Genomic DNA, 22096 nt, shown 5'->3' on the forward strand with positions numbered 1-22096 from the left:
GACTGGGTCCCCACCGGGGCTCTGCATGATTTCGGGGGACGCGTTGACCGGAGCGGCGCCGCAGGCGGTGCACTTCAAAATTCTCGGCGCGCTGGAGATCTGGGCGGGACGGGAGCGGTTGCGGCTCGGGGGGCCGATTCAGGAGCGGGTGCTGGTCACGCTGCTGCTGGAGCCCGGACGTGTCGTGCCGGTTACGCGGCTCGTCGAGGCCGCGTGGGACGAGGAGCCGCCCGCGACGGCCGTCCACCAGATCCGTAAGGCGGTAGCCGATCTGCGGCGCCGGATACCCGGTGGGGCCGGGCTGCTGGTCACGGACGGGCCCGGGTACCGGGCCGTCGTGGACGAGGAGCGGCTGGATCTGAGCCGGTTCGCCCGGCTCTGCGGCGAGACCCGGGAGCTGGTCGCCGGCGGAGAGCCGGAGCGAGCCGCTGAATCGTTGCGGCAGGCACTCGGACTGTGGCGCGGACCGGTGCTGGCCGGCTCGGGCGGGGTCACCCTCGCCGCCGCCGCCACCGCCCTCGACGAGCGCCGGCTGGCCGCCGCCGAGCAGCTCTTCCAGCTCCGCCTCGATCAGGGCGAGGCATCCGAACTCGTTTTCGAGCTACGCGAGTTGATCGCCGAGAACCCGCTGCGGGAGACCCTGCGCGGCCAGCTGATGCTCGCCCTGTACCGCTCGGGCCGTGCCGCCGAGGCCCTGGAGGAGTTCGGCCGGGTACGCGACCTGCTGGTCACGGAGCTCGGCATCGACCCGGGCCCGCGCCTGACGAAGATGTACGAGGCGATCCTGCACGACAGCGACGAGCTGGCCGGACCCGAGCCGCAGCCCCCCGTCGCCGTCTCCGCCCCGGCCCCCCGGGTTCCCGCACCGCCCTCGCTCTCCACCCTCCCTTACGACCTGGCCGACTTCACCGGGCGCGAGGAGGAACTGCGCACCCTGCTGAGGCATGCCGCCGAACCCTGCGAGGGGACACGGATCGTGGCCGTGGACGGCATGGGCGGCAGCGGCAAGACCTCCCTCGCGGTGCGGGCCGCCCACCAGCTCGCCGAGCAGTACCCGGACGGGCGGCTCTGCTTCGACCTGCGCGGCTACTCCCCCGGCGAGGAACCCCTGCAGCCCACCGCCGTGCTCGGCGCCCTGCTGCGGACGCTCGGCGTTCCCGACCAGCGCGTCCCGGACGACGAGAGTGGCCGTACGGCCCTGTGGCGGGCCACACTGGCGGGCCGGCGGGTGCTGCTCCTGCTGGACAACGCCTGTGACTCCGCGCAGGTGAGGCCGTTGCTGCCGGCCTCACCCGGCTGCCTGGTGCTGGTCACCAGCCGCGCCCGGCTGATGGATCTGGACGGCGCCGAGTGGATCTCGCTGGACGTGATGCCGCCGACCGACAGCGCCACGCTCCTCGCGGAGACCCTCGGCGAGCAGCGCACTGCCGCCGAGCCCGCCGCCGTCGCCGAACTGGCCGAGCTGTGCGGGCATCTGCCACTGGCCCTGCGCATCGCCAGCGCGCGGCTGCGCAACCGCTCCCGCTGGACCGTGCAGTACCTGGTCGACCGGCTGCGCGACGAGACCCGGCGCCTGGGCGAGCTGAGCTCGGGCGAGCGCAGTGTCGCGGCGACGATCCAGCTGTCGTACCAGGCGATGGAGGAGGAACACCGGCGGGCCTTCCGGCTGCTCGGGCTGCATCCGGGCACGGAGGTCGACGTGCACTCCGGCGCGGCGCTGCTCGGCACGGACCGGCGGGAGGCCGAGGACATCCTGGAGCGGCTGCTCGACGTCCATCTGGTGCAGCAGCACACGCTCGGCCAGTACGCGCTGCACGACCTGGTGCGCAGCTTCGCGCAGAGCCTGTGCACCCAGGCCGCGCGGGCGGCGGACGACGCGGCGGTGGAGCGGGTGCTCGACTACTACGTGGCCGCCTCCGAGCGGGCCTGCACGGTGCTGTTCCCCCGCCGGGCCCGGCACACCGTGCCGGCGCCCGTCGGGGAGGCGGAGCTGCCGCCGCTGGACTGCGTCGAGCAGGCGCGCGGCTGGTTCGACCAGGAGCACGCGGCGCTGCTGTCCGCCGTGACCGTGGCGCACGAGCAGGGTCTGGACCTGCAGACCGGGCAGCTCGCCCGCAACGCGATGTTCTATCTGAACCTGCGCGGCTCGTTCGACGAGTACGAGCACATCGCGGTGCTCGCGGTGGCCTCAGCGCGCCGCCTCGGCGACCCGTCGGCGCTGCGCACCGGCCTGTCCAACCTGACCTCCGCGCACTGGAAGCTCGGCAAGTTCCGGCACGGTCTGAAGTCCGCCGAGGAGGCACTGGAGATCGCGTGCTCCGCCGGCGACACCCATGGGCAGGCCGTCAGCCTCGACCAGCTGGGACTGCTGCACAGCTGCCTCGGGGACCTCACCGAGGGCCGGGAGAACCTGGTCCGCAGCATCGAGCTGCACGAGAACGCGATGCGCAAGGAGATGGCGCTGTGCAATCTGAGCACTGTCTGCGCATGGCTCGGGCGCTACGAGGAGGCGGCGGCCGCGGCCGAGCAGGCCGTCGAGCTGCGCCGTAGCGAGGGCGAGCCGGTCAGTGGCATTCCGGCGCTGAACGACCTGGCGATCGCCCTGCTCGGCCTCGGCGAGCCCGGGCGGGCGAAGGACTGCCTCGGTCAGGCGATGTCCGTGGGCGACGAGTCGTCGGTCCCGGAGGATCTCGCGCTCACCCTCGCGCTCGCCGCCGACGCCGAGCAGCGGCTGGGCCGGCAGCGGTCGGCGTCGGCGTACGCGGAGCGGGCCCTGGACCTGGTGCGGGAGCGCGGTACGGCGCTCAGGTGCTGCGACGTGGAGAACATCGTCGGCCGGATGCACCGGCAGCGCGGCGCCCACGCGCAGGCCCTGGAGCTGCACCGCAGCGCCGCGGACCGGGCCGGCGCGATCGAGTACCGGGTGGAGCTGGCCCGCGCCCACGACGGGATGGCGCAGGCCGCGGCCGCGCTCGGCGACGGAGCGTCCGCGCGCCGCCACCGGGCACGCGCGGACGAACTGTTCACGTCGATGGAGATGCCCGTAGGGGCCCGCTGAGGCGACTCGCCCTCAGCCGGTCGTCGTGTCCGGGCCGCCGTTGTTCAGGGGTGCGGCGGAGCGCACCACGTCGGGACCGCCGTTGTTGGCCTGGGCCGTGGTGGCCGCCGCGCCCCCGAGCAGCAGCACCGTCGCGATGATCCCTATGAGTCTGAGCGTCTTCCTGCGCATTGCTGTTCCCCCCTGTGGTGGTAACGCTGTCGTTCGACATCCCTGATGGTGCCGCCGCGCGTTCCCGAACCGTTCCCTAGTGGATACCGGTCGGCGAGGGCGCGGAACAACCGTGTTTCGGAGCCGCTGCAGGAGGGTTCGGCGGCCACCACGCGGGGGCCCTCGGGGGTGAGGACCAGCTGGGTGTACGCCGGCCCGAAGCGGTAGTCGGCCAGGTCGAGCAACGCCCGTGCCGAGGAACGGAGTTCGGCCCGCAGCCGGTCGTCCGGCGCCGGACACGCGCGGCGCGAGGTGATCGCGAGGACATGGTGCGCGCCGTCGACCGTGAGGGTGTGCACACCGAAGGCGGGACCCGGAAGGTACTCCTCCAGCAGATAGGGCCCGGGCGTGGCGTCCGCCTTCCGGCGGGCCGTCCAGGCCGCCAGGTCGGCGGGGCAGGCGATCCGCGCGACCTGGTGCCGACCCGCCGCGTCGGTGTGCTTGACCACCGCGGGAACACCCAGCGCCCGGGCGTACAGCGAGACCTCGGACAGCGAGCGGGCCTCCCGGGCGCGGACCACCGCACGGCCGTTCTCGTTGAGCAGCCGGCGCATCGCGGTGCGGTCGCTGATCCGGCGGACCGACTGCGCGCTGGTCATCGACAGGCCCGCCGCGTCGGCCGCGGCGAGGGCGGCCGCCCTGCTGCACCGGCCGCCCAGGTGCAGCGCCCGGTCGATGCCGTGCCGGCGGGCGGTGCTGCCCAGCAGGGCGGCGAGGGCGGCGGGGTCACCGGTGTCGGCCGGGAGCAGCGCCTGCGCGAGGCGGGCGGTCTCGGCGCGGCAGTGCGCTCCGCACAGCGCCGGGTCCTGGACCGCCCAGACCCGGAAGCCGGCGGCCACGGCCCGGGCCACCGAGGTGTGACAGGGCTGGACCAGGAGCAGCCGCCGGTCGGCCGGGGGATTCACGCGTCGGCCGGTGCCGGGTGCAGTCCGACGAGTTCGTCGGCGAGGGTGCCGCCGCTGCCCCAGTGGTCGTGCGCGACGTCCCGGACGAGGACGGTCACGGCCTCCTTGGGACAGCCCGCGATGCGCGAGGTGGTCTCGGTCAGTTCGGCGACCAGCTCGGCGCGGGCCGTGCGGTCGTTGCCCTGCCACCAGTCGACGGTGATCACCGGCATGTCAGTTCTCCTTCTGTGCGAGGGGGTCGGGGGTTTCGGGGCTTCCAGGGGTTCCGGGGGTGTCCTGCCACAGGCTCAGATAGCGCTCCCCGGTGTCGGGGAGCACGGTGACGACGGTGCGGCCCGCGTACTCGGGCTTGGCGACCAGCAGCCGGCAGGCGTGCACGGCGGCGCCGGACGAGACCCCGACGAACACACCCTGGGTACGGGCGAGTTCGCGGGCGGTGTCCAGGGCGTCCTCGTCGGTGACGGTCACGACCTGGTCGATCAGGGAGAGGTCGGTGGTGGCGGCGACGAAACCGCCGTTGAGACCGGGGATGCGGTGCCGGCCCGCGGTGCCGCGCGAGAGCACCGGGGAGTTCTCCGGCTCCACGGCGACGATGTGCACCGAGGGGTTGCGCTCCTTCAGGTACTTGGCGATCCCGGTGAGCGTGCCGCCGGTGCCCACCCCGCACACGAGCACGTCGACCCGGCCCGCGGTGTCCGCCCAGATCTCGGGGCCGGTGGTCTCGTAGTGCGCGCGGACGTTGTCCTGGTTCTCGTGCTGGCAGGTGAACCAGGAGCCGGGGATGGCCGCGTGGATCTCCTCGGCGCGGGCGATCGCCCCCTGGTAGCCGGCGTCGCGCGGGGTGCGGACGACCTCGGCGCCGAGCGCCCGCAGCAGGGCGATCCGCTCGGCGGTCGCGCTGTCCGGCAGCACGATCACACACCGGTGGCCGCGGGCGGCGGCGAGGGCGGCCAGCGCGATCCCGGTGTTGCCGGAGGTCGCCTCGACGACGGTGCCGCCGGGGCGCAGCTCACCGCGTTCCTCGGCGGCCCGCAGCATGAACAGCGCGGCCCGGTCCTTGATGCTGGACAGCGGGTTCACCGACTCGAGCTTGGCCAGCAGCCGTACCCCTTCGGCCGCGTCGTCGTCGACGCGCAGCCGGACGAGCGGGGTGTTGCCGACGAGGTCGGCGACGGAGTCGGCGATGGGCTGGGGCACGGCGTGCTCCTTTCGGGAACGGGGTGGCTCGGGTGGGGCCGGACCGGGTCTCAGACGTCTTCGAGGGCGAGTTCGCCGAGGAACCAGGCCTCGACCTGCCGCAGCCGTTCCTCGACGGTGGCCCGGTCGGGGCCGGAGACCAGCACCGTGCACAGGAAGTCGGAGGAGGTACGGGCCGTGGTGAGGGTCTGTCCCGGCTTGACGAAGACCCGGAACCGCTCGATCCACGGAAGGTCGGGCGGTCCGTCCGGTACGGCGGTCACCCGGCCCGGGCGCTTCATCAGCACCAGCTGGCCGGTCATGGTGCGCGGCAGCGGCCGTACCCCGGAAGGCGGTTGATCGACGGAGACCGGGAGGCCGAGTTCGGCGCGCAGCCAGCTGCGAGTGGGGTCGGCGCCGAAGAGCAGGGTGACGATGTCACGGATCGCGGCACCGCCCGTGCGGCAGGCGATCTCGCACAGCACGAGTTCGTCGTCGGGGGTGTGGAAGACCTCCGCGTGGAAGGCGAAGTTCTCCGGTCCGGGCAGCGCGTCGAGCAACTGCTCGGTGAACTCCAGCAGCCGGTGGGCCAGCGGGTCGTCGGTGTCCAGGGTGAGGTCGACGCGGGGACCGGTGTCGGTGGCGTAGGTGGCGAGCGCGTACTGGTACTGCGAGGGCCAGGCGAAGGCGAGCCGTCCGCCGAGGACCAGACCGTCGATGTGGCACAGCGGTCCCGGCACGTACTCCTCGGCGATGAGGTTCGGCTGGTCGGGGCCGTAGAGGTCGAAGTGCTCGGCGAGATACGTGCCGAGTTCCGCGCGGTCGCGCAGGATGTGCAGTCCGACGGAGCCCGCGCTGTCCCGGGGCTTGAGGACGACGGGGAAGCCGTGCGCGTCGGCGAACGCGACGACGTCGGTGGCCGTCTCGATCTCCCGGTACGCGGCCACCCGCACCCCGGCCGCCGCGGCGAGGTCCTTCATCAGCGCCTTGTCCCGGAACGGCAGTACGGTCTCCCGGAGCTGGCCCGGCAGCCCGAGGATCTCCCGCAGTACGGCGGCCCGTTCGAGGTCGCGTTCGTGCGGGGCGACGACATGGGTGACACCGTGCTCTCGGGCGAGGTCCAGGGCGCGTTCCTCCAGGCGACCGCCGGTGTCGTAGCCGTCGACCGCCTCCGCGTGGGCGTATCCGGCGGTGGGGACCGTCTCCCCGACCCGGTCGAGGTTCTCCCGCGAGGCGAGCAGCAGGACCTCGCCGTCGTGGTCGGCGAACCATTCGTCGTACGGCACCGCGTGCGCCGATCCGACCTGGTGCAGGACGAGAACGCTCACTCAGACCACCTCCACGCTGTGCCGGTACGCCGGCTCGAGTGCCGCCTGCGCGCGGACCAGTTCCCGCGCCCGGTCCGTACCGCCCGCGCCGCGGACGGTGTCCACCCGCCAGGTGCCCTGTGCGTCGCGCACCGCCTCGACCTCCAGGGGATGGCCGGGGGTGGCGGGCAGGACGGCGAGTGCCGCGTCGGTGACGGGGTTGCCGGGACCGTGGTGGCGGGGGCCGGTGACCGCCGGTCCGACGGTGAGGCCGGCGGTGGCCGCGGTGTCGCCCTCGGCGATACCGCCGCGGGCGAACGCGCGCAGGGCGGCCTCGTCGGTGAGTTCGGCGAGGACGGGGCGCTCCGGCCCGCGCCTGCGCCGTACCACCAGCGGATATCCCCACAGATGGGCGGCCCGGTACAGATCGGGGATGGTGGCGGCCGGGGCACGGGGTACGACGGGCACCGAGGCGGCCCCGAGCAGCTGGGCGGCACGGATCGCGTCGACGCCGACCACCGCCTCGTCCCGCGTCTGCCCGGGCAGACCCAGGTGGTCGCGGAGCGAGCCGGCGCGGATCTGGTCGTCGGGGTGCAGGGCGACCACGGCGGTCAGCCGTCTGCGGGCGGAGACTTCCAGGACGGCCAGCTCGGCGGCGGCCGTGCCGAAGCTCCCGGTGCAGTGCACCTCGGCGGCCTCGAACCGCGCCTGCCGGTCGGTCACGACGACCAGTTCGGTACCGGCGTCCGCCAGCCACCGCCCGTACGGGAGCGGGCCGAGACAGGCCCGGTGCAGGACCACGAGCGTCATGACCGGCCCCCGCTTTCCGTCCGGTTGGTCGGGCCGGCCTTCGCCGCCCGCTCCCCGTCGGCCCGAGCCGCCGAGCCCGACTCGGGCCGGCCCTCGCCCCCCGCCTGAACCGGCCGTCCGGCGCCTGCCGGCTCCTCTCCACCGGCACGAGCGGTGGCCCCGGCCCTCGCGCCGTCGCCGGCACTGGCCTGTGTCCGCTCCTCCCCCTCCATCCGCACCGTCAGCCGGGTGGCCACCAGTTCCTCGCACAGGAGCACCGCCTTGTCCGTGTCCGGGGCCGTGACGGCGACCAGGCCCAGGCGGTCCCAGTTGTCGCGGGCGGCCCGCAGGACCGTGCCCTTGCGGGCGGCGATGTCGACGGCGAGGACGCCCGGGTGGGTACGCAGTTCGTCGGCGCCGATGACCTCGGCGACCGTGCCGGGACGGCCCAGCAGGCCGCGCACACAACCGGCCGCGCGGGCCTCGGGACGGTCGGGGAGCGCGTCGACCAGGCCGAAGGGCCAGGCGAGGGCGTACCGCACGAGGTCGATGCCGTACGCCGTCCGCACCAGGGTCTGGATGCGGCCGCCGCCGTTGCGGTTGTGGCCCTCGATGACGAGCGGGCCGCGCGGGGCGAGCCGCAGTTCGGTGTGGGCGGGGCCGTCGGTGAGGCCCACGGCGTCGAGGAACGCGGCGACCGCCGCCTCGACGCGGCGCTCGTCGGCCGCCTCCAGCCGGGCCGGCATCGCGTGGCCCAGTTCGGCGAAGTGGGTCTCGTCGACGAGCTTCTCGGTGATCGCGACGACGACGTGCCGGCCGGCGAAGCTGAAGGACTCGACGCTGAACTCGGGGCCGGGGATGTACTCCTCCATCAGATAGCCGCCCACCTGGTAGAGCGTGGTGCCCCGGTCGACGCCGCCGGTCCGCAGCGCCTCGATGTGCCGCCAGACCGGGTCGACGTCCCCGGGCCCGGTCACCTTGAAGATGCCGAACCCGGCGGTCAGGTCGACGGGCTTCACCACGAAGGGGTAACCGTGCTCCCGCCCGAACGAGGCGAGGCTCTCCCGGTCGGTCAGCGGCCCGGCCCCGATCGCGAACCGCGGTGCCACCTCCGCGAGATGGCGGCGCATCGCCAGCTTGTCGCGCAGCAGCCGGGCCGTCTCGTACCCGGTGCCGCCGAGCCCGAACAGGTCGTTGATCCGCCCGGCGATCTCCAGTCCGGGCTCGGTCAGGGAGAGCGCGGCGGCGAAGTTCCAGATCTGGTGGGCGGCCCTGGCGAGCGGCTCCACCACGGCCCAGTCGGTGAAGTCGGCGACGAGGGTCACGTCGGCGAGCCGCGCCTGCTCCGGGTCGAACTTGTCCTTGTGCTGGATCAGGATGACGTTGAGACCGAGGGACTTGGCGATCCGGAGCGGTTCGGTGAGATGGCCCAGGAGGAGCAGGGTGCGCTCGGGGACCATCGGGGCGGTGGTCCCCGGCCGGACCGCGTTCAGGAGCGCCGAGGCGTACGTCACCCGCAGGAGCGACTTGGCCGTGTCGGCCCGCTGCTCGGTCTCCCGTGCGTCGGCTCCCTCGACGACCACGAAACCGTGCCGGCTGCCGGAGTGGACCGTGACCGGGAGCTCGTCACCGGGGCCGTAGGGGAAGCGGAGGTCGTGGACGTACGGCGACCGCCTGATGGCGTCCTGGCCTTCGACGTGCTCGATCCTGCCCGGCTCCAGCTGGAAGAAGGAGATCGCGGCCGAGCGCTCGGCCCGAGCGACCTCGACCGGGCGGCCCGCGAGGGCCTCGAAGATCGCCGCCTCGATGTCGAAGCCGGTGGCGATGCGGATGAGGTGTGGAATGCGGTCGCCGCCGAGCCGGGCCTGCGACTCGACGACGCGCGGGCCGGCCGGGGTGAGGATGATCTCGGTGTGGGCGGGGCCGAAGCGGTGGCCGGCCGCGTCGAGGAGGGCCGTCACCAACTCGCCCATCGCGGCGGCGGTCCGGGCGGGCAGCGGGGCCGGGAAGAGCTGGCCGGTCTCGACGAAGAGGTCTCCGTCGGTGACCTGCTTGGCGGTGATGCCGACGACCTGGTGGACGCCGTCCGCGCTGAGCGTCTCGACGCTGAACTCGGGGCCTTCGAGGAACTCCTCGACGACGACCGGGCCCTCGTAGCCGAAGGCCTCCACCTCCCGCCGCCACAGCAGCAGTTCGTCGGCCGAGCGGACCAGGCGCACCCCCGCGCTGCCCTGGAGCCGGGTCGGCTTGACGATCGCCGGATAGCCGAAGTCGCCCATCAGGAGGCCGACCTGGGCCGGGGCGTCGGCCACCGCGCTGCGGACCGGCGACAGGCCGTGTGCGGCGAGCAGCGCCCGCATCGCCGCCTTGTCGTTGAGCAGGCGTACCGCCTCGGGCGGGTTGAGGGCGAGTCCGAGCGCGTCGGCCTCCAGGGCCGTCGGCAGCATCGTGGACTCCTTGCCCAGATGCAGCACATGGGCCACGTCATGGGCGAGGGCGGTCTCGCGGACCACGGTGCGCAGGGCCGTCTCGTCGCCGAAGTCGGTGTACAGCAACTCGCGGGAGTGGCGGGCGACTTCGCGCAGGTAGTCCGCCGACTGGAGGGTGCGGTCCCAGATGGAGACGACCTCGAAACCCGCCGCCACGGCCTTCTCCACCAGCTGGTGGTACGGCTGGACCATGAGGATCCGGTTGTTCTCGGTCACTGCAGGTCCCTTTCAGGAAGTGGTGGTGGCGGGGGCCAGGGGGGCGGTCTCGGCCGCGCGGGCGTCCTGGGCGCGGAAGAGCGACTGGTACAGGGCCATCGCGGCGGCGCCGAAGACGGCGTAGACCAGGGCCATGCCCCAGCTCGGCACGAGCGCGCTGAGGGTCACGCACAGCGAGCCGACGAGCAGGCCGAGGCGGACCTGGAGGCCGTAGGCGGCCATGTACTTGGTGCGGGAGGCGTCCGGCACGGAGTTGGCGAGGAGGGTCTGCTTCACGGGGGCGTTCATCAGCTCGCCCGCGGTGACGACGAAGGTCGCCACGATCAGCGTCCAGGCGTCGCCGCTGACGGCCCACACCATGTAGCCGGCCGTGAAGACGACGATCCCGGACATCAGGCGCCGGCGTTCGCCGACCTTGCCGAGCAGCCGGTTGACCCACAGGGCGCAGCACACGACGAGCAGGGTGTTGACGGCCCGCATGATGCCGAGCATGTTGACGCCGGTCACGCGCACATGCCACGAGCCGAGGTCGATCAGGTCCTGCGGGGTGAAGTGGTTGCCGAGCCGCACCGCGATCGAGGACGAGATCTGCACCTCGATGGAGCGGATCAGCAGGGCGGCGACGATGAGGCGCAGGAAGACACGGTCGCGGACGACCGAGACATAGCCGGAGAGGGCGGACCTCACCCCGCGCGGGTTCTCCACGCCGTCCTCGGGGGCGGTCTCCTTGATGCCGAGGAAGGTCGTGGTGAAGATCGCGGCGAGGAACACGGCCGCCGCGGCGAGGAGCTGGAAGAAGTAGCCGTTGTAGAAGAACCCGCCGACCAGCGAGCCCAGCATGAACGCCATGTTCGTGGACCAGTAGTTGATGGTGTAGACGGCGGTGCGGGTCTCGGGGGTGGTGACGTCGACCAGCATCGCGTCGTTGGCGGGCAGCGCGGTCCCGGCCGAGCAGGCGGCGAGCAGATAGAGGCCGTAGAGGACGATCCCGTTGCCGCCGCCGGCGGGCGAGGCGACGAAGGCGAGGCCCGCGTAGGCGAGACAGGCGCCGAGTTCGCCGCCGAGCAGGATCGGGCGGCGGCCGTAGGTGTCGGAGAGGTGGCCGCCGACGAGGTTGCAGGTGATGGCCGCGAGGGCCACGACCAGCGTCATGAGACCGGCGGTCGCGGCGCCGTAGAGCTTCGCGAAGTGGATCACCATCAGCGGGACGAGCATGATGTCGAAGAACCGCTGGACGAAGGCGACGCCGATGCGCAGCCGCAGGTTGGGGTGGAGGTCCTTGAACTTCACCGGCCGGCCTCCGTGGCCTCGGCGTTCTCGGTGTCCTCGGGCCACCAGCTGAGGTAGCGCTCGCCGGTGTCGGGGAAGACGGTCACGACGGTGGCGTCCCTGAGGCCGGGGCGGCGCACCAGTTCGGTGGAGCCGTGGGCCGCGGCGCCGGAGGAGATGCCGACGAGCAGACCGGTGCGGGCGGCGATCGAGCGGGTGGCGGCGGCCGCGTCCTCGTCGGACACGGCGATCACCTCGTCGATGAGGTCGACGTCGGTGACGGGGCTGATGAAGCCGCCGTTGAGGCCGGGGATGCGGTGCGGGCCCGGTGCGCCGCCGGACAGCAGGGCGGAACCGGTCGGCTCGACGGCGACGACCCTCAGCTCGGGATTGCGCTCGCGCAGATAGCGGGCGGTGCCGGTGAGGGTGCCTCCGGTGCCGACCGCGCAGACCAGGTGGGTGACCTGGCCGCCGGTGGCCTCCCAGATCTCCGGGCCGGTGGTCGTGTAGTGGGCGCGGACGTTGTCGGGGTTGGTGTGCTGGCTCGCGTACCAGGAGCGGGGCAGATCGGCGTGCAGCTTCTCGGCCCGCTCGACACAGCCCGCGAAGCCGAGGGTGTGGTCGGTGAACTCGACCTCGGCGCCCAGCATGCGCAGGGTCAGGACGCGCTCCCGGGTGGCGTTGTCGGGCAGCACGATCAGACAGCGGTAACCGCGGGCGACGGCCAGGGCGGCGAGCGCGATACCGGTGTTCCCGGACGTCGACTCGACCACGGTGTGGCCGGGCAGCAGCTCACCGCGCTCCTCGGCGGCCGTCAGCATGAACAGGGCGGCCCGGTCCTTGACGCTGGACAGCGGGTTGACGCACTCCAGCTTGGCCAGCACCCGGGCCCCGTCGGCGGCTTCACGCAGCGGGAGCCGCAACAGCGGGGTGCCGCCCACGAGTTCGGTGATGCTGTCGACTACGGCTGGGGACATGAGGGTTCCTCGGTCGGAAGCGGTCGGTCGGTCCTCGGTGCGGGCCCTCACCAGGACCCCGCCGATGCGGTCACCGCGAACAGGTCCTCCATCAGCCGGGGCCGCTGCCCCTCGCCGCGGATCACCGCGGTCGGCGCGAGGACCTTCGCATGGGCGGGCACGTCCTTGTTGACCAGCGCCTGCGCGCCGATCACGGCGTGGTCGGCGATGGTGACCGGGCCGAGCACGGTGGCGTTGGTGCCGAGCACCACGCCGTTGCCCACCCGGGGGTGGCGGCGCGCGCCCTCGGGCCGTTTCACATCGGTCCACCAGCCGACCGCGCCCAGGGTCACCTGGTGGTAGATCGTCACGTCGTCGCCGACCTGCGCGGTCTCGCCGATCACCACGGCGGCCCCGTGGTCGATGAACACCCTCCGGCCCAGCTCGGCGCCGGGGTGGATCTCCACACCGGTGGCGCGCCGGGCGCCGTAGGCGAGCAGCCGGGCGGTCATACGGTGGCCGCGGCGGTGCAGCCGGTGCGCGACCCGGTGGGTCCACAGGGCGGGCAGCGCCGGGTGCAGCAGGGCCTCGCGGCGGCTGCGGACGGACGGATCACGCTCCACGACGACACGCAGGTCCTCGCGCAGTGTGCTCATCAGGCCGGTGGTCCCGGCTTTCGGGTACGGCATGGGGAGTCCCTTGTCTGTCGCGGTCTGTCGCGGTCTGTCGTGTGGGTGGGGTGGCCGGCCCCGGCCTCAGGCGCCCGCGCCCGCCGGCTCCCGTACGGCCGTCAGCGTCGCGTCGATCAGCGAGGCCAGCGCCGCCACGACCTCGGGGTCGGTGAAGTCGCCGTCCTCGGTGCGCAGTTGGCCGGCCCGGGGGACCGCCACCGCCTCGTGGGCCACCACCCGCGCCCCGCACTTCGTCAGCACCGCGGCGAGCGCGGCCTGGGCGTCCACCCCGCCGCGGGCGCCCGGCGAGGCGCTGGCCAGGGCGACGGTCCTGCCCGTGAGGGGGCTGTCGCCGCCCGGGCGGGAGAGCCAGTCGAGGGCGTTCTTGAGGACGCCCGGCATCGCGCCGTTGTACGAGGGGGTGCTGATGAAGAGGGCGTCCGCGTCCCGTACGAGCTTCTTGGCCTCCCGTACGGCGGCCGAGCCGTCGGCCTGCTCGACGTCGAAGTCGAAGTGCGGGAGCAGGCCCACGGACAGCGTCCCGACCTCGATCCCGTCCGCGTCCGGCCGCTCCGCCAGCAGCCGGCGCACGGTGGCGAGGACGGATGCGTTGAGCGAGTCCCGGCGGATGGATCCGGAGATGAGAACGAACTTGGTCACGGCGACTCGCCCTTCACGGATGGCCCGGCGCCGCGGTGCTTCCGCGGGTGCCGCAGGTGTCGGTTGTGCCCCGAGCGTGGCCGACACCGTTCCCGAAGTCGTCCCGGTCCGTTCCCGTCCCGCGCGGTAGCGGACCGGGAATTCTTCGGTAGCCCGCGCCCGCAGCCTTCGTCATGGCTGATCAACGGGGTCCGGCGGCGCATCGGGAGGGTGCGCCGCCGGACCCGTGGCCACACCGGTCCGAGCACCACACTGCGGGGGCGATCCGATGAAGACAGCGAGTGCACCGACTTCCGGCATACCGATCACGGGCGCCTGCCTGCCCGACCTGCTCGCGCTCCAGGCCGAGCTGAGGCCCGACGCCACGGCCGTGAGCCGGGGCGACGAACGGCTCACGTACCACGAACTCGACGCGCGCGCCCGGGCCCTGGCCGCCCGGCTGGCCGGCCTCGGCGTCGGCCCCGACAGCCGGGTGGGCCTGTTCACCGAGCCGTCCCTCGACCTGATGACCGGCGCCTGGGGCATCCTCGCCGCCGGCGCCGCCTATCTGCCGCTCTCCCCGGACTACCCCGAGGACCGGCTGCGCTACATGCTGGAGGACTCCGGCACCTCGGTCGTCGTCACCCAGCCCCACCTGCGTGAACGGCTCACCGCCCTGGCACCGCGCGGCACGACGGTCCTCACCCCCGAGGACACGGCCGAGGAGACCGCCGCCGCCGAGGCCACCCCCGAAGCGGGCGAACCCCTCACCCGGGAACCGGCGGCCCCCGACCATCTCGCGTACGTCATCTACACCTCGGGCAGCACCGGCCGCCCCAAGGGCGTGATGATCGAGCACCGGGCGGTCGTGGGGCAGCTGCGCTGGCTCGCCTCCTGCGGGCACCTGGGGCCGGAGGTCACGATCCTGCAGAAGACGCCGATGAGCTTCGACGCCGCCCAGTGGGAGATCCTCGCCCCCGCGGTCGGTGCCCGGGTCGTGATGGGCGCGCCGGGCATCCACCGCGACCCCGAGGCCGTGATCGAGACGGTACGGGCGCACGGCGTCACCGTCCTGCAGTGCGTGCCGACGCTGCTCCAGGCTCTGCTGGACACCGAGGAGTTCGGCAGCTGCGCCTCGCTCCAGCGGGTCTTCTCCGGCGGCGAGGCGCTCACCCACCGGCTCGCCCGCGAGTTCTTCGCCGCGATGCCCGGGGTCGGCCTGGTCAACCTGTACGGGCCGACCGAGACCACCATCAACGCCACCGCCCACCAGGTCGACCCCGACGACGTCGGCGGCACCGCCAACGCGACCGTCCCGATCGGCGTCCCCGTCGACGATGTGCACGCCTATGTCCTGGACGAGAACCGCGCGCCCGTCGACATCGGGGAGAGCGGCGAACTGTACCTGGGCGGCGCCCAGTTGGCCCGCGGCTATCTGGACCGCCCCGAGCAGACCGCCGAGCGGTTCGTCGAGTCGCCGTTCGCGCCCGGCGAGCGCCTGTACCGCACCGGCGACATCTGCCTGTGGAACCCGGACGGGACGCTGCAGTTCGTCGGCCGCACCGACAACCAGGTCAAACTCCGCGGCTACCGCGTCGAGCTGGAGGAGGTGGCGGCCCGGATCGAGGAGCACACCTGGGTGCGGCGCGCGGCGGCCCTCGTCACCGACGACGCCCGCACCGGCCACCAGGCCCTGGTGGCCTGCGTGGAGCTCAATCCCCGTACGGCCGCCGTCATGGACCAGGGCGCGCACGGCGCCCACCACCAGTCCAAGGCGTCCAAACTGCAGGTCAGGGCCCAGCTGTCCAACCCCGGCCTGCGCGAGCCGGCCGAGCTCGCGGGCCGCCCGGCCCTCGCCCTGCCCGGCCGCGCGGAGACCCCGGAGCAGCGCCGCGCGGCCTTCGCCCGCAAGACGTACCGCTTCTACGAGGGCGGCCCGGTCACCCGCGACGACCTCCTCGCCCTCCTGGCACCCCGCCCCGGCACCCCGTACAGCCGCCCCCTCGACGAGCTGACGCTCTCCGAACTCGGCGTCGTCCTGCGCTGGTTCGGACCCTTCCGCAGCGAAGAACGCCTGCTCCCCAAGTACTCCTACGCCTCCCCCGGCGCCCTGTACGCCACCCAGCTCTACGTCGAGTCCGGCGGCGTCGCCGGCCTGGCGCCCGGTGTCTACTACCACCACCCGGCCGACCACACCCTGGTCCGCGTCGGCGAGCCCACCGGCCGCTGCCGCGAGGGCGGTCTCGCCCTGCACTTCCTCGGCAAGCGGCGGGCGATCGAGCCCGTCTACACGACCAACATCGAGGAGGTCCTGGAGTTCGAGACCGGCCACATGCTGGGCGTGTTCGAGGAGATCCTGCCCGCCCACGGTCTGACCGTCGCCCCGCTGGGCCACTTCCCGGACGTCAAGGCCGCCCTCGACGTCGCCGAGGAGGACCACTACATCGGCACGTTCGAGATCACCGCGAACGACGGCCGGCCGCGCCGCGACCCGACCGAGCTGTACGTCCAGGCCCACCCGGGCCGCGTCGAGGGCCTGCCCACGGGGCAGTACCGCTACCGGGAGGGCCGACTGGAGCCGCTGGGCGAGGAGTTGATCGAGCCCCGGCACGTCATCGCCATCAACCAGGGTGTCTACGCCCGCGCCGGCTTCGGCATCAGCGCGGTCAGCCGCGCCGAGGAGCCCTGGCTGGAGTACGTCTGCCTCGGCACCCGGCTGCACCATCTGCAGCGCGTCCCCGGCTTCGGCTTCATGTCCTCCGGTTACTCCTCGAAGAGCGGCCGCCCCCTGCCGACCGCCCGCCGCCTCGACGACATCCTCGCCGCCGCGGGTGTCGAGAGCGGGGCGTCGTACTTCTTCCTCGGCGGGCGGGTCGGCGCGGAGCAGGTGGCGAGCGAGGGCATGGGCGAGGACGCCGTGCACACCAAGGGCCCCGCCGAGATGATCCGCGACGAACTCACCCAGGTACTGCCGGACTTCATGGTTCCCGGCCGGGTCCTGGTCCTGGACGCCCTTCCGCTCACCGCCAACGGCAAGGTCGACACCAGGGCCCTCGCGGCCTCCCCCGAGGTCATCGCGGCCCCGGCGGCCGGCCCTCGTGTCGCGCCGGCCACCCCGACCGAACGGCGGCTGGCCACGGCTTGGGGGAGGGCACTGAAGTACCCCGACCCGACGGCGGTCTCGGTCGAGGACGACTTCTTCGCCTGCGGCGGCAACTCGCTGATCGCCGTGGCCCTGATCAACCGCCTCAACCGGGAGTACGGCACCCGGCTGCCCCTCCAGGTCGTCTTCGACGCGCCGACCCTGCGCGAGCTGGCCGCCCGCGTCGACGCGGACACCGGCGCCCCCGCCTCCCGGCTGCTCCCCCTCGCCCGCGAGGGGGACTTCGCGCCCGTCTTCTGCTGGCCGGGCCTCGGCGGCTCCCCGATGAACCTACGGCTGCTCGGCCGCGAAGTCGGCCTGGACCGGCCCGTGTTCGGGGTCCAGGCGCACGGGATCAACGCGGGTGAGACGCCGTACCCGACCATCCGCGAGATGGCGAGCGCCGACCTGCGCGAGATCCGGCGGACGCAGCCGGACGGCCCGTACACGCTGTGGGGCTACTCCTTCGGCGCCCGTGTCGCCTTCGAGGCGGCCTGGCAGCTGGAACAGGCGGGCGAGAAGGTGGAGCGGCTGCTGCTGATCTGCCCGGGAAACCCCAGGGTCGGCCGGTCCGGCGGCAGCCGCGAGGCCTCCTACACCAACCCCGCGTACGTGACGATCCTCTTCTCCGTCTTCGCGGGCACCATCCACGGGCCGGCCCTCGACGCCTGCCTCGCGGCCACCCATGACGAGGACAGCTTCGTGTCGTACGTCGGCGGACTGCTCCCCGCGCTCGACGAGAGCACGATCCGCCGTATCACCCGGATCGTCGCCACCACCTACGAGTTCGACTACACCTTCCGCGAACTGACCGAACGGACCGTCGAGGCGCCGATCACCGTCTTCAAGGCGCGGGGTGACGACTACTCGTTCCTGGAGTCGCACAGCGGCTACTCGACGCGTACGCCCACGGTGGTCGAGCTGACCGGGGACCACTACGGCGTGCTGAAGGAGCACGGGGTCGCGGAACTCGTCTCGGCGATACGGGCTTCCACGCGGGACTGAGCCGCGCTCACACCACGCCCGCTCCCCCGCCCGACGCCAGCGCGCCCCTCTTCGGCGTGATCCCCGCCGGTACCGCCCGCTGGCGCGCCGGGGTGCCGGTCCAGCAGGTGCCCCGGCGGGACAGCAGACGGCCGAGCCAGAGTTCCAGGGAGACCAGGTCGGCCAGGCCGTCCAGCGGGAGCGGCTCGCCCTGGGCCGCCGCGCGGAGGGCCTTGCGGACCACCCGTGCCTCCACCAGGCCCGCCTCCGCCAGGAGCGGGGTGGCGAAGAGGGTCATCAGGGAGTCCGCCGCGACCCGGATGCCGGTGCGGGCCGCGACGGCCGCCGAGGCGTGCGAGGGAGCGCCCCAGCCGGGCGGGAGGTCGCGGACGCCGGCGCCCTCCAGGACCGTGCGCAGGATGGCGGCACGGGCGCCCGGCTGGACCCGCAGGGCCTCGGGGAGGGCGCGGCAGGCGCGGACCACCTGGTTGTCGAGGAAGGGGGCGTGCAGGCGCTGGGAGCGGATCTCGGCGGCCTGCTCCAGGACGCGGAGGTCGGCGGCCTGGCGGGCGAGTGCGGCACGCGCGCGGTGGTCGCCGGGGCGCAGGCCCGGGCCGGCGCCCGAGCGGCTCGTGGACGCCTGGAGGCGAACCGATACTTCAGCGAGCGCCTCACCCGTCAGCCAGCGCGCCGCGGGACCCGGTCTGGCCCAGGTCAGGGCGGCCAGGGAGGCGCCCACCGCGCCTCCGGGCTCGTCGAAACGGCGCTCCAGGAGGCGCTCGGCCAGCAGTTCGAGGCCGGTCCGGTACGGCGTGCGGGCCAGCCGTCGCGCCGCGGCGTACACGCGCGCGGGGACCAGCACCGAGCCGTCCGCCTTGGCGAGCGCGGTGATGGGGCGGACGAGGTGGCGGCGTTTGCGGTCCATCAGGAGGTCGGCCAGGCGGGCCGGGTGCGCGTCCAGGACCTGGCGGGCGCCGTAGCCGGTGAAGTGGTCCGCGCTGCCGGAGGCGAGACGGGCGCGGTGGCGGGCGGCCGTGACCAGGGACGGGGCCGGCTCGTCCGTCAGGGGGCCGTCCAGGTCGGCGTACGGCAGGGACTCCTCGCCGCCGGCGACGACCACGTGGTGCAGGCGCGGGTTGGCGGCAAGGGTGCCCGCGCGCTCCAGTTCGGCCTCGCGTCCGCCCACCGCCAGATCGTTGAAGGTGACCGCCAGAAGGCGCTCGCCGGCGCCCGTGCCGTGTCCGAGGACCGTCCCCGGCATGCCCGGCAGGCCGGCGGCCAGCAGGGCGAGCGTGCCCGAGGCCGGGCCGCCGGAGAGGTCGGCGCCGATGCCCGCGACCGGCATCCCGCGCGCGGCACGGCGTTCGGCGGGTCCCATGCCCGGCACCGGGCCGGGGTCTATGTCGGCGCCCGGGACGTGTCTCGGCGCCGACAGACGCGCGCGCACGGCCTCCACCAGCGCGTCCCGCACCGCGTCCACCGCCCGGTCCGGGTCGGCCGAGGGCGCCGCCACGGCGAGGGAGGCGACCGGCTCGTACCCGGCGATCTCGCGGGCTCCGGCGCGCAGGATCAGCGCATGCCCCGGCGGAATGCGCCGTACGCCGTCGTACGGGGTGGAGTCGTGCAGCGCGGCCGGGACGTCGGGGGCGGCGAGGAGGGCCGCCAGATGGCCGAAGTCGAGATTGGCCTCGATGAGGTCGGCGAGCGGGAGGGCGGCGGTGGCGTAGGCCGTGCCGCCGGCCCAGGGGGTGTGGAACACCGGGCGGGCGCCCGCCAGATCACCGCACACGGTGACCCGGCGACCCACCTGGACCACGGCCGTGTAACTGCCCGACCAGGCCGTCAGATGCCGCAGCGCGCCCCCGCGCGCGGCGAACAGGCCGACCCTCAACTCCTCGTCGGAGGCGCCGCAGGTGCCCAGGACCGCGATCCGGTTCTGCGCGTCCGCCTTGATCACCCGCACCTCGTCGGGGCGCCAGTCGCCGACCGCCCACAGCGGATCCGGGTCGCCCCACAGGAGTTGGGAACCCACCGGATGCACCGTCTCCCCGTCGCTCCCGGTGGCGCCCGCGGAACCGATGCCGGCGGTCACCGGTGCGGTGCTGCTCCAACCCACCAACCACCGCATCGACGCCTCCACAGGCTGTGGACAACCAGTGCACCGCACGAACCGGTTCACCATGCTGCCACGAAGAACGCGCGCGTGGAGGTGCCGAGGAGCCGCTTACGATCCCCGTGGCGCGCCGGGGCGCTCACCCGTGCGGGAGGCCGTCAAGGGTCCGAACACCCGTACAGACCAAGGTCTTTGCGACGTGAATGCGCCCCCACAACGCGCCCCGAGAACGCCTTTCGCGCCCTCAAGTTCCGTGGTGGGAGCGGTAATGGCCCCGCGAACGAGGGGATGATTTTCAGCCAAATTGGCGCTGCGGGGACAGGCGTGGACACGCTCCGTACAGGCTCTGCGCACCGCCGACCCGGGTGCGCAGCCCGGGAGGCGGAGTTCGCCTCCCGGACCGTTCCGCCACCCGCGGGGATGGAGGTGGCGGTGTCCCCCAGCCCACTGGATCCAGTACAGCGGGCCGACCCACGCACGGCCCATGGAACCGCTCCCCCGATGGCCGGAGAAGAGCGCACGCACGGGCGCACGGCCACACAGCGGGGGCACGGCGCAACTGCGCGTATCGGACCCGTACTTCAGTACGGACCACAATCCCGCCATCCGGAACAATGCCTCTTAACGCTTGGGATGCGGCGAACTACGCTGGGTTTACGAATGCCGCGTGGTTATGCCAACGCGGCAGCCGTCTGTGTCGAGGGGTGGCGCAATGTCCAGGGAGCAACGCGGGCCGAACGAAAAGCTCGGCGCCGTTCTCGCCCTCGCGGGAATCAGCAACGCAGGCCTCGCCCGACGCGTCAACGACCTTGGCGCCCAGCGGGGACTGACACTTCGCTACGACAAGACCTCGGTCGCGCGCTGGGTGTCGAAGGGCATGGTGCCGCAGGGCGCCGCCCCGCACCTCATCGCGGCCGCGATCGGCCAGAAGCTCGGCCGTCCGGTGCCGCTCCACGAGATCGGCCTGGCGGACGCGGATCCCGCCCCCGAAGTGGGCCTCGCCTTCCCCAGGGACGTAGGACAGGCGGTGCGGTCGGCGACGGAGCTCTACCGTCTCGACCTCGCCGGGCGCCGGGCCGGTTCCGGCGGCATCTGGCAGTCGCTGGCCGGATCGTTCGCAGTAAGCGCGTACGCGACGCCTGCCTCCCGGTGGCTGATAACACCGGCCGACAGCTCGGTGGCGCGCGAGGCGAACTCGGCCGAGGGCTCGGGCGCACCGCTCAAAGTCGGCCACAGCGATGTGCAGAAGTTGCGGGAGGCCGCCGAGGACGCCAGGCGCTGGGACTCCAAGTACGGAGGCGGCGACTGGCGTTCGTCCATGGTGCCCGAGTGTTTACGGGTGGAGGCGGCCCCGCTGCTGCTCGGCTCGTACTCGGACGAGGTGGGCAGGGCGCTGTTCGGCGCGAGCGCGGAACTGACCAGGCTGGCCGGCTGGATGGCCTTCGACACCGGGCAGCAGGAGGCGGCGCAGCGGTACTACATCCAGGCGCTGCGGCTCGCCCGCGCGGCGGCCGACGTGCCCCTCGGGGGCTATGTGCTGGCCTCCATGTCGCTCCAGGCGACCTACCGGGGCTTCGGCGACGAGGGCGTCGACCTCGCGCAGGCCGCGCTGGAGCGCAACCGCGGCCTGGCCACGGCCCGCACCATGAGCTTCTTCCGGCTCGTCGAGGCGCGGGCCCACGCGCGTGCCGGGGACGCAGCGGCCGCGGGGGCGGCGCTGAAGGCCGCCGAGGGGTGGCTGGAGCGGTCCCGGGAGGGCGACAACGATCCGTCCTGGCTCGGCTTCTACGGGGAGGACCGGTTCGCCGCGGACGCGGCCGAGTGCTACCGGGACCTGAAGGCGCCCCGGCAGGTACGGCGGTTCACGGAGCAGGCGCTGTCGAAGCCGACGGAGGAGTTCGTGCGCTCGCACGGGCTGCGGCTGGTGGTGTCGGCGGTCGCGGAGCTCGAGTCGGGCAATCTCGACGCGGCATGCGAGCAGGGCGTGCGGGCGGTGGAGGTCGCGGGGCGCATCTCGTCCGCGCGCACCACCGAGTATGTGAAGGACCTGCTGCACCGGCTGGAGCCGTACGGCGACGAACCGAGGGTCGTGGAGCTGCGGGAGCGTGCGAGGCCCCTGCTCATGGCCCCCGCCTGAGCCGGCCGGGCCCCGGAGACCTACTCTCGCGTTTG

The 22096-nt window shown here is 73.5% G+C and carries 15 protein-coding genes; 3 read left to right on the forward strand and 12 right to left on the reverse strand.

Translation table 11 applies throughout. The features are described 5' to 3' along the window. Window positions 1-25: 25 nt before the first annotated feature. Entirely contained in the window at window positions 26-3058 is a 3033-nt protein-coding gene (locus tag ABZT17_RS35580) for a BTAD domain-containing putative transcriptional regulator (protein WP_356355276.1), read from the forward strand. A gap of 12 nt (window positions 3059-3070) precedes the next feature. On the opposite strand, the gene ABZT17_RS35585 is transcribed toward ABZT17_RS35580, so the two are convergent. The 11 genes from ABZT17_RS35585 to ABZT17_RS35635 all read right to left on the reverse strand — a co-directional run bounded on the left by ABZT17_RS35585 (window position 3071) and on the right by ABZT17_RS35635 (window position 13706). Further along, a complete protein-coding gene (locus ABZT17_RS35585; protein ID WP_356355278.1) occupies window positions 3071-3229 on the reverse strand; it encodes a hypothetical protein in 159 nt (52 codons plus the stop codon). Then, a complete protein-coding gene (locus tag ABZT17_RS35590; RefSeq protein WP_356355279.1) occupies window positions 3202-4173 on the reverse strand; it encodes a phosphoribosylglycinamide synthetase in 972 nt (323 codons plus the stop codon). Before ABZT17_RS35590 ends, ABZT17_RS35585 begins: the two co-directional genes overlap by 28 nt. Next, complete coding sequence (locus ABZT17_RS35595; RefSeq protein WP_356355280.1) at window positions 4170-4385, reverse strand: 4-oxalocrotonate tautomerase family protein; 216 nt, start codon at window positions 4383-4385, stop codon at window positions 4170-4172. The genes ABZT17_RS35590 and ABZT17_RS35595 overlap by 4 nt, the downstream gene beginning before the upstream one ends. 1 nt (window position 4386) lies before the next feature. Continuing rightward, window positions 4387-5370, reverse strand: coding sequence for a cysteine synthase A (cysK, locus tag ABZT17_RS35600; RefSeq protein ID WP_356355282.1), 984 nt, complete (start codon window positions 5368-5370; stop codon window positions 4387-4389). A 50-nt stretch (window positions 5371-5420) separates the two neighbouring features. Then, on the reverse strand, window positions 5421-6677 hold the full coding sequence (locus ABZT17_RS35605) for a hypothetical protein (protein WP_356355283.1): 1257 nt from the start codon (window positions 6675-6677) through the stop codon (window positions 5421-5423). After that, a complete protein-coding gene (locus ABZT17_RS35610) occupies window positions 6678-7466 on the reverse strand; it encodes a hypothetical protein (protein WP_356355285.1) in 789 nt (262 codons plus the stop codon). Further along, window positions 7463-10150, reverse strand: a complete 2688-nt coding sequence (locus tag ABZT17_RS35615) for an ATP-grasp domain-containing protein (protein WP_356355287.1) — start codon at window positions 10148-10150, stop codon at window positions 7463-7465. Before ABZT17_RS35615 ends, ABZT17_RS35610 begins: the two co-directional genes overlap by 4 nt. A gap of 12 nt (window positions 10151-10162) precedes the next feature. Continuing rightward, on the reverse strand, window positions 10163-11440 hold the full coding sequence (locus ABZT17_RS35620) for an MFS transporter (protein ID WP_356355289.1): 1278 nt from the start codon (window positions 11438-11440) through the stop codon (window positions 10163-10165). Beyond that, complete coding sequence (locus tag ABZT17_RS35625) at window positions 11437-12396, reverse strand: cysteine synthase family protein (RefSeq protein WP_356355291.1); 960 nt, start codon at window positions 12394-12396, stop codon at window positions 11437-11439. The genes ABZT17_RS35620 and ABZT17_RS35625 overlap by 4 nt, the downstream gene beginning before the upstream one ends. A 47-nt stretch (window positions 12397-12443) precedes the next feature. Then, complete coding sequence (epsC, locus tag ABZT17_RS35630; RefSeq protein ID WP_356355293.1) at window positions 12444-13064, reverse strand: serine O-acetyltransferase EpsC; 621 nt, start codon at window positions 13062-13064, stop codon at window positions 12444-12446. A 66-nt stretch (window positions 13065-13130) separates the two neighbouring features. Beyond that, complete coding sequence (locus ABZT17_RS35635; RefSeq protein WP_356355295.1) at window positions 13131-13706, reverse strand: NAD(P)H-dependent oxidoreductase; 576 nt, start codon at window positions 13704-13706, stop codon at window positions 13131-13133. Between the two features lie 268 nt (window positions 13707-13974). Between ABZT17_RS35635 and ABZT17_RS35640 the strand changes: the two genes are divergently transcribed. Then, window positions 13975-17832, forward strand: coding sequence for an amino acid adenylation domain-containing protein (locus tag ABZT17_RS35640; RefSeq protein ID WP_356355297.1), 3858 nt, complete (start codon window positions 13975-13977; stop codon window positions 17830-17832). A gap of 7 nt (window positions 17833-17839) precedes the next feature. Here ABZT17_RS35640 and ABZT17_RS35645 read toward each other — a convergent pair whose 3' ends face one another. After that, window positions 17840-19939, reverse strand: a complete 2100-nt coding sequence (locus ABZT17_RS35645) for an asparagine synthase-related protein (RefSeq protein WP_356355299.1) — start codon at window positions 19937-19939, stop codon at window positions 17840-17842. Between the two features lie 697 nt (window positions 19940-20636). On the opposite strand from ABZT17_RS35645, the gene ABZT17_RS35650 reads away from it, so the two are divergent. Next, window positions 20637-22061 (forward strand): MFS transporter, encoded by a 1425-nt coding sequence (locus tag ABZT17_RS35650; RefSeq protein WP_356355301.1) that lies wholly within the window; start codon window positions 20637-20639, stop codon window positions 22059-22061. The last annotated feature ends 35 nt before the right edge of the window (window positions 22062-22096 follow it).

Origin of the sequence: Streptomyces sp. NPDC005648, from assembly GCF_040605395.1 — a bacterium.
Taxonomy (GTDB): domain Bacteria; phylum Actinomycetota; class Actinomycetes; order Streptomycetales; family Streptomycetaceae; genus Streptomyces.

Coding starts and splice junctions, on each gene's coding strand:
- ABZT17_RS35625 (WP_356355291.1), bottom strand. CDS start 12,396: ATGTCCCCAGCCGTAGTCGACAGCATCACCGAACTCGTGGGCGGCACC.
- epsC (WP_356355293.1), bottom strand. CDS start 13,064: ATGCCGTACCCGAAAGCCGGGACCACCGGCCTGATGAGCACACTGCGC.
- ABZT17_RS35610 (WP_356355285.1), bottom strand. CDS start 7,466: ATGACGCTCGTGGTCCTGCACCGGGCCTGTCTCGGCCCGCTCCCGTAC.
- ABZT17_RS35580 (WP_356355276.1), top strand. CDS start 26: ATGATTTCGGGGGACGCGTTGACCGGAGCGGCGCCGCAGGCGGTGCAC.
- ABZT17_RS35585 (WP_356355278.1), bottom strand. CDS start 3,229: ATGCGCAGGAAGACGCTCAGACTCATAGGGATCATCGCGACGGTGCTG.
- ABZT17_RS35650 (WP_356355301.1), top strand. CDS start 20,637: ATGTCCAGGGAGCAACGCGGGCCGAACGAAAAGCTCGGCGCCGTTCTC.
- ABZT17_RS35640 (WP_356355297.1), top strand. CDS start 13,975: ATGAAGACAGCGAGTGCACCGACTTCCGGCATACCGATCACGGGCGCC.
- ABZT17_RS35645 (WP_356355299.1), bottom strand. CDS start 19,939: ATGCGGTGGTTGGTGGGTTGGAGCAGCACCGCACCGGTGACCGCCGGC.
- ABZT17_RS35595 (WP_356355280.1), bottom strand. CDS start 4,385: ATGCCGGTGATCACCGTCGACTGGTGGCAGGGCAACGACCGCACGGCC.